The organism is Marinilabilia salmonicolor (assembly GCF_003003035.1).
In the GTDB taxonomy this organism is placed as follows: Bacteria; Bacteroidota; Bacteroidia; order Bacteroidales; family Marinilabiliaceae; genus Marinilabilia; species Marinilabilia salmonicolor_A.
Genome location: NZ_PVTS01000033.1, coordinates 1 through 7846 on the forward strand (window position 1 = coordinate 1; position 7846 = coordinate 7846).

The 7846-nt window shown below is 37.5% G+C and carries 6 protein-coding genes; all 6 read left to right on the forward strand.

The window, feature by feature from the left end:
• The first annotated feature begins 27 nt into the window (after positions 1 to 27).
• The 6 genes from BY457_RS18510 to BY457_RS18530 all read left to right on the forward strand — a co-directional run bounded on the left by BY457_RS18510 (position 28) and on the right by BY457_RS18530 (position 7548).
• Entirely contained in the window at positions 28 to 4128 is a 4101-nt protein-coding gene (locus BY457_RS18510) for an RHS repeat-associated core domain-containing protein (protein ID WP_146131014.1), read from the forward strand.
• 201 nt (positions 4129 to 4329) lie between these two features.
• Positions 4330 to 4953, forward strand: coding sequence for a hypothetical protein (locus BY457_RS18515; protein ID WP_106154818.1), 624 nt, complete (start codon positions 4330 to 4332; stop codon positions 4951 to 4953).
• Positions 4954 to 5031: 78 nt separating this feature from the next.
• Positions 5032 to 5205, forward strand: coding sequence for a hypothetical protein (locus BY457_RS19115; protein ID WP_181256538.1), 174 nt, complete (start codon positions 5032 to 5034; stop codon positions 5203 to 5205).
• Positions 5206 to 5229: 24 nt separating this feature from the next.
• Positions 5230 to 6285: an RHS repeat-associated core domain-containing protein gene (locus BY457_RS18520; RefSeq protein ID WP_106154819.1), complete on the forward strand. Its 1056-nt coding sequence runs from the start codon at positions 5230 to 5232 to the stop codon at positions 6283 to 6285.
• A 5-nt stretch (positions 6286 to 6290) separates the two neighbouring features.
• Positions 6291 to 6911, forward strand: coding sequence for a hypothetical protein (locus BY457_RS18525; protein ID WP_106154820.1), 621 nt, complete (start codon positions 6291 to 6293; stop codon positions 6909 to 6911).
• Positions 6912 to 6936: 25 nt separating this feature from the next.
• Entirely contained in the window at positions 6937 to 7548 is a 612-nt protein-coding gene (locus BY457_RS18530; protein WP_106154821.1) for a hypothetical protein, read from the forward strand.
• Positions 7549 to 7846: the final 298 nt, after the last annotated feature.

Below are 7846 nucleotides of genomic sequence, written 5' to 3' on the forward strand. Positions count from 1 at the left end.
CTCTGGTTTAAAGATTTTCTGTGTTGCATGATTTTTTTTGACAAAGGTAGGCGTCTGGATCATGCCAGGAAAGATGTCATTGCTGGGGTGGATACGTTTGAGCGTGCTTTTTACGGTTTTGGAGAAGTGAAAACCCACCAACTTGATGAGAAAGGAGAGGTTTACCGCTCAACTTTGAGGACTTTTGCCAATGATAATTATTATAACAAAGGTCTCTTGACTTCAGAAACCTTACTTGATTCTGAAGAGAATAAATATGTGGAAACTGTCAATAAATATGAGTTGCTAGATTCTGAAATAAAGCCTCTCGATGAACCTCTGGATAGTTTTGAAGTAATATTTCCTGCATTGAAAGAAACTCATAAGTATTTTTATGAAGGAGAAGATAGTCCTCAAAAGCAGACCTGGATGTCATTCGAATATGGCGATTACGGAAATGTGGAAGGCTATACAGATTATGGCGACCCTGATGACGACAGCGATAATCTCACGTCTACAATTATGTACTGGGAACTATCGGACCGACATATCTTAAGCGTGCCGAAATCCATTACTGTAGAAGATTCAAAAGAAACTTTCCGGGAGCGCACAACGCAGGTGGATGACAACACCGGAAAAATAATTCAAATATCCCAGTCCTACGAGGATGGAGCAGCCGTTTATGACCTTTTTTACGATGACTACGGGAACCTTGATTCCATTGTTCATCCTAAGAACTACAAAGAGGAACGAATGTATTTCGCTTATGACTACGATGATCAGGTGCACAGCTATGTAACAGCAGTCAGGGATGCCTACGGTTACAGTTCATCAACCACCTACGACTACCGTTTCGGGCAGGTGAAAAGTACCACAGACATTAACGGGCAGCAAACCACCTACAAAATTGATGATCTGGGCAGGATTACTCACATTACGGGACCTTATGAGCTTGCCTCCGGGGAGGATTACACCATCCTTTTTGAGTATCATCCGGATGCAGAGATTCCGTGGGCCCATACTTATCATTTTGACCCGGAGCATCCTGGAAATAAAATTGAAACCTCAATTTTTATTGACGGACTGGGCCGTGTATTACAAACTAAGAAAGATGCCGCCCTGTTTAAGAAAAAGAATACACCTGATACAGAGGTGATGGTGGCATCCGGAAAAGTGGAATACGATGCACTGGGAAGAAGCGTGGCTTCCTGGTACCCGGTAATAGATAAGGAGAAGAAACCTTCAGTGTTTATTGAAAAAGTTGACACGGTAGCTCCTACCACCGTTGAGTATGATGTTATGGATCGGGCAATTCTCACGGTTCTTCCCGATAGCGCCCAAACTAAAACAGAATACGGTTTTGGTAAAGATCGGGAAGATGAGCTTCAGTTTATGACAACTGTTGAAGATGCCAATGGAAAAATTACCAGTTCTTACAAAGATATCCGTGGTCGCCAGACAGCAGTTAAAGCACCCGGCGAAGTTTGGACAAGCTTTGTATATAACCCAATTGGTGAATTGCTTGAGGCTACCGATGATGAGGGAAATACAACCTTATCCACCTACGATGACCTGGGCAGACGCTTGTCCCGCAACCATCCTGATGCCGGTTTGACGGAATATGAGTACGATGCTGCGGGTAATATGCGAAAACAGGTGACAGCCAGTTTAAGGGCAACCAATCAGGAAATAGTTTATATTTATGACTACAATCGCCCAACTGGCATTGAATACCCACAAAACTCCATCAACAATGTGAAGTATGAATATGGAGAACCCGGAGCTGATTTCAACCGTGCCGGACGGGTTGTTCTTCAGGAAGACGCTACAGGTGCTCAGGAGTTTTTCTACGGACCGTTGGGTGAGGTGGTCAAAAATATCCGCACCATTATTGTGCCTGAGGAGGGAATCTATACCTTTGAGACCAAATGGGAATACGATACCTGGAACCGTCTTAAACACATGACCTATCCTGATGGTGAGGAGCTCACCTATAACTACAATTCGGGAGGTTTGCTGCTTAGTATGCATGGAAATAAAAAAGGACATCTATACGATTACCTTTCCCAGATTGGGTATGATAAATTTGAAGATCGAAGATACATTTCTTATGGGAATGGAACTGAGACAACTTATGACTATGAGAGCGACAGAAGAAGGCTGCACCACATTGAATCCTTAACCTCCGCCGGCCGAAAAATGATGGACAACACTTATATCTATGATAAAGTAAACAACATCACCGGACTGAAAAGTGAGGCTCCCATTCCTTCAGCAGATCTTAAAGGAGGAAGATTTGAGTACAACTATGAATATGATGATTTGTACAGACTGACCGATGCCACAGGTCATTATGAAGGGGCCACGCATGAACATGAATATACCCTGTCCATGGATTACAGTACAACCGGCCGGATATTGCAAAAAGGACAGGAGCACATAAGAAGGGGATACGATGATGTAGATTGGGCCCCACGCCATAAAACCACTTATGATTGGGAATACCGTTATGAGGGAGAAAAACCTCATGCTCCCAGTCAGATAGGAGAAAACACTTATGCATACGACGCCAATGGAAATACAACCGGGTGGCAGAGTACCAAAAACAATCAGCGGCGTGATATTCTTTGGGATGAAGAAAACCGGATGCGGGCCATCGCAGATAACGGAGTAGCGCACCACTATATGTATGATGCTTCGGGACAAAGAGTCATCAAAGCCACAGGTGACGGACAGGCTGTTTATGTAAACGGTTTTCCCATGGCCGGATCGGGTACTGTAGGTAATTACACCATGTACGTTAATCCCTTTATGGTGGTAAGTAACATGAAATTCACCAAGCATTTCTATATTGAAGGACAAAGAATTGTCTCCAAAATAGGTGAAATGGGTGAATATCAGGACATGCTCAATCCCAAGGATACCCTTAAGGCCGGAGGAGATAAAGTCAATTGGGACAAGAAAAAAGACAACCAAAAAGCCCAGCTCATTGCCAACTTTGAAGCACTGGGATTGGATGGTGCTCTCTTTACAGCCGGAAAATCAGGAAAAGTACCTTATGGTCGTATTAAGAAATACTTCCGTGAGAATGATGGCCTGGTGAATGGAGGAGACAGTCCGGCAAATATGGATACCATCTCCACCGGAGGTAATAAACCGGAAAAACTTCAGTTTTATTACCACCCTGATCACCTTGGTAGTTCGAGCTATATCACCGATATTAGTGGAGAGGTCTATCAGCATATGGAGTACTTTCCCTTCGGAGAGACTTTCATTGAAGAGAGAACAGATGCATCATATACTTCCTATCTTTTTAACGGAAAAGAATTGGACGAAGAAACAGGGCTTTATTATTATGGGGCGAGGTATTATGATGCTAGGATTTCAATGTTTTATGGTGTGGATAATTTCGCAGAGAAATATGCTTTTCAATCTCCGTTTGGTTATGCAAGTAATAATCCAATTAGGAATATTGACATTAATGGTGATTCAACTTTTGTCGCAGATTTTGGGAAAGGAAAATATAAAGTAGTAGGTGGTAGCCTTAAAGGAAATGATAAAGGGATTTATGTAGTTGGTCAGAATGAAGATGGAACTTATCAACGCAATGGCGAAAAATTAGGAGAATCTTTATTTATTGATTCATTTTATAGCTATGATAGTGATGGTCATGGACCGGATTTTTATGGTACTATAGATATAAATTCAACTGAGGGGGCTGACTGGTTGAGCAACTTTAGTAAAGATGCGCCAACATTAGCTGGGTATGTCGTTAATAAAGAAAGCTACGATTACAAATCAAATGGAATTGGAAATAGACAAGGTGATGACGCAATAAATTATAAGTATCGAGGAGGGAAATATGGTTCTGAATTTGCATCTGCTCGGGATATTGGAAATATGGCAGCAGGGTATGCCGCAGGAAATGGAGGTTTAGACTATGGAACAACTCGATTTATTTTTGATTCTTTTCAAGCAACAGGAAATAAAAATATTTTGGGTGGAATGTGGAGAACCATGAGAGGTACTGGAGCAGTTGATGCACCAAACTCACAGAATGGGCAAGAATATGGATGGAAAATGGGATATAGACAATATAGGAGTAGAGTAGGTCAATATTGGAATCGTAAATGGTCTGGATCTTGGTAATGATTTGTTTATTGAATGGGGTGAATTTTTGTTTGTTTTGGGCGAAGAATTAATAGGAAAAAATAATTCTTGAAAAAAGTGTTTAATGATTTTAGTGTATCGTGATAGAAATTATTTTAAATCAGATTATATATTACTTTGTTATGTATGAAGCGAGTTATTAATTTTATATTGACATTAACGATTTTGAATTCATGTTCTATGCAAATGGAGTTGGGAGAGTTATATAGACAACTGATACCAAATAGTTCCAAGGTTATTTATTTTTTCAGGTTTAATAGCAATGCTGCATTTACAGATGATTATACTGGGTATACAATTATTGATTCAACTGAAGAATTTTCATCGAAAGATATAAAAGAATTAAGAGGGGGATTTGTTAATTGTATTGGTCAAAATAATGAAATACAGATGATTAAATTAACTTGGGATGCAAATTTTAAGGATAAAAATGACTCTATTGGTTGCTATGTAGATACCTTTGAACAGGTAAAAGTCAGAACTGTTGAATACAATTCAGGGTGGGCTAAAAGTAATAGGTACAAGTTTGAAAAAATAGAGGAAAATGATAAAACAGTGGTTTTTATTGGACTCAAAAAAGAATATGGGAAAAACTTACCTGATACTGTGAGCTTTGAGAAAGGAGGCATGTTTGTATATGATAATGCAGGATTAATTAGTTATATAGCATTTAGTAAGTTAATGAAAAGAAAAAATGAAAAAGGAGTGGTTGAATATGGAAATGAATCATTCCAATTTTACCCTAAAGACTCAATTTTTGTAACCGATTTGTCTGATTACGGTTATTTCAAAAGAGTTAAATAAAATTTTAGAGTATCCTCCAACTGCCGCCAAGTTGCAACTGGTGGCAAAAAAGTTCTTTGAAATAAAAAAACATGGGCTATGAAAAGACAACGCACAGCAAGCAAATTGGGAGGAGCCTACCAATACCTGTTGATGGACAAAAACACCCAATACGTAGCTGGTGGTGATACCATTAACTACGATAAGAAATGCTCCAACAAAAAGATGCAATTATTGCCGATTTCGAAGATTTTGGCTTGGATGGTGTCGTAATTTACAGCAGGTAAAAGTGGCAAGATGCCATACGGGCGACTTAAAAAGTACTGCCGTGAACAAAACGGCGATGTTGCGACTCAAGTAAAGGATACCACCAAAGCAACGGCTAATGCAAATGAAAAGTTTAGATTCTATTATCATACTGACCACCTTGGTAGTAGTAGTAACATTACCGATATTAGTGGTGAGGTGTATCAGCATATGGAATACTTCCCCTTTGGTGAAACGTTCATAGAGGAGCGAACGGATGCTGAATATACTTCCTATCTTTTCAACGGGAAAGAATTGGATGAGGAAACTGGACTTTATTATTACGGGGCCAGGTATTATGACCCAAGGATTAGTATATGGTATGGGGTTGATCCGTTAGTAGACAAGAATATTAGTAAGTCGCCTTATTGTTTTGTCAGTAACAATCCATTAAAAAGGGTTGACCCAGACGGCAAAGATGATTTTGAATTGGATAGTAAGGGTTATATTATTAACCACATAGAAACAAAGGGTAAAGACAATGTTTTTATAGTAGATGGACAGGAAAAACGTACAGGCAACTCTATTAGTTTTGATAATGGGACTATTACAGCCACTCGAAAACCTTCTGTTAAAACAAAAAAAGGTCCAACCCAACTAGCCATGTTGGAAGTAAATGGTGATCAGAATGCAACAGATTTATTTGAGTTCTTAGCTGACAAATCTATTGCTGGTGATTTTGAGTGGACACATGCAAAAATAGGAACATCTAAATCAGGGCTTAACATTGTGGGAACCTCTCATGCAAAAACCTCAACTCCAGTTGGACATTATTTACGCACAACAGGTTATACTCTTAGAGAAGTTAACCACAACCATCCAATGGGTTCTGATCCTTCAGGATCTCCTGCTCAACCAAATGGGACTAGTGCTTCAGGCGATATTAGAGGAGCTGAACTTTATGAAGATAAATTCCCGAATGTTAAAACTCAAGTTTATAGAGACCCAACTGTATACCCAAATGTTGGGGGCTACCATGAATATGACAGTAAGGGATTCATTCCTTCTAATCTTGGAGTTCCTAAATGGAGAACTAACGGAAAATAAATATTATGAAACATGCTAACTTATTAATCCTTCTTTTTATTTTTTTAACTATCAACGCTTCTGGATGTGATCGAGACAATATTGTAAAGCTTTCAAGGTTTGAAATTAAGGATGATAGCAGCAATCTATTACAAATACTTAATACTATAGCAAACTATAAAGCGAATTATTGTGCAGACACTTCTCGATATTATGAAATCCAAATATTGGTAACAAATGAAAAATATCAAGATGCTTTTAAGGGGAAAAGAATGGTTCAAATAAAGGGTATAAATACTTTATCTGAAAAATTAAAGTATTGCTCAGGATATGTAGAAATAAATGAAAACTATTTCCTTATTTATAATGGTTCTGGGAAAGGGATAGAAGAATTAGGTAATATATTTACGACTACTGGCTTTGATAAAGTATTTAAAACTATAAAAACAATAAGTGATGATAGTGTTTTTTTAGATGATGATAGTATTGAATGTATATCCTGTCAACTATATTTTAAAGATGGTAAGTTTTTCTTCTTTGAAGATGAAGAAGGTAATTTGTGTGTTAAAGCACCACCAGAATATCCAGGGTGTTACAACAATGAGGGAGCATTGGACTTATTTATCAAAAATAAAACTTCAAATTAGGTTTGAGAATATACTTTGTAGCACTATGAAATTAAAGTTTCTTTTTACTGTTTGTACAATCTTGGTATACTTTGTTGTATCTGGAGGGCCATTTTGCAGTCAAGTTGATTTAGTGGACCTTGTTTTGAAGAATCAGGACCAGGTCAGAAATTTTCATTTAAAGAACTCTCAAATTGGTTTTGGTCAGTTTTGTAATAAAAACCCTTTTGATTGGATAAATTCAAGTTATATCACAAAAATTGAGCACGAGAAAATTAGAGTGTATTTATTTAACGAAATAGATTCTATTTACGAAGTTAATTATCAGGATTTATACTTAATGGGGGTTGATGATTCACATCCCGAAAAATTAAATATATTAATTGGGCAATGGATATTTAATCGAAATGAAAGTTATATGTATTTAATTTCTATTGATTCTTTTTCTGGAGAAATTACTTCCAAATTTAAGGTTGCAGAATTATTTAAACATCCAGATCAGATAATAATAATGAGGAGTCAAATCAAAGAGCATATTGAAGTAATTACTATTGACAAATATTTTGAGGCTGGAGAAATTTTCTGTGATTCAATTGTCCAAATTTATAATGAAGATTTCAATTTAATTAACAAGAGTAAATTTGTTTGCGATGAATGATCGGCAAATGTTTTTGCCTTTAGGTCAGGTTTCCCCAAACTGGAGACAGACAAAGATTTTGTACATACTTAAGAGATAACCTAAAAAACAATAAAAATGATGCATTCAGCTAAAATTTTAAAGAGTTTAGTTATCGAAATGATATCTGTTTTATTTGTACAGTTCGAAAAGGATGATACAAAAATGCCATACAAATGAATGGCAAGTATCCACCCCAGCAAAACCTTATTCCTGGAGTAATTTTTTATCAATAAATTGCGGCAAAAGTTCTTTGAAATTTTCGGCAGGTGTGATGTGG